This is a genomic window from Nocardia sp. 852002-20019_SCH5090214 (genome assembly GCF_001665865.1).
GTDB classification, from domain to species: domain Bacteria; phylum Actinomycetota; class Actinomycetes; order Mycobacteriales; family Mycobacteriaceae; genus Nocardia; species Nocardia nova.
Window position 1 is genome coordinate 1 of the sequence record NZ_LZMK01000057.1, and the last position, 580, is coordinate 580.

Sequence of the window (580 nt, forward strand, 5' to 3'; positions counted from 1 at the left end):
GTGTCGCTCATGCTGCGTTGTCCTCCTCGTCAGACGGCACGGCACGCAGGCGCGGGCCAGCCGTGGTGGTGCCGGATTGGGTGGGTGCGTGTGCGGCGATCGATTCGCGGATGAGGTCGGCGTCGGCGCGTTCCATCCACGGCGTGGTCCGCACGAGAGTCGAGCGGTGACCGGAGGTGAACACCAGCGCCCGCCCACGGGGCATGGCCGCGATATCGCTGGCGGTGAGAGTGGCCTCGGTGGTCAGCGAGGTCGATTCGGTGCCCGAATCCGCGCGCCGGCCCCGCGAGGTCGAGGTCACCAGTTCGTGGTGGGACCCGACCAGCTCGCTGATATCACGCAGGAATCCGGTGTCTTTGAGACCCGCACCGAGGGTGAGCACGTTGGTGGCGCTGAGCAGCGCCCTCATGCCGTCCTCGCCCCAGCAGCGCACGCCCTGGGCCCACGACTGCAGGATCGTGAGCACGACGATGCCGCGGGATCCGAAGTGGCTGTAGAGCTTCGGCAGATCGCGCCAGCGCACGACATTGGCGGCCTCGTCGAGCACGAGCAGCATCGGTGTCGGCATCCGGCCACCGGC

General features: G+C 69.1%; 1 protein-coding gene. It reads right to left on the reverse strand.

Annotated elements, in window-relative coordinates:
- Window positions 1-7 precede the first annotated feature (7 nt).
- The coding region (locus tag A5780_RS06485) for a TraG/TraD/VirD4 family protein (RefSeq protein WP_156769389.1) at window positions 8-580 on the reverse strand (573 nt) is incomplete at its 5' end.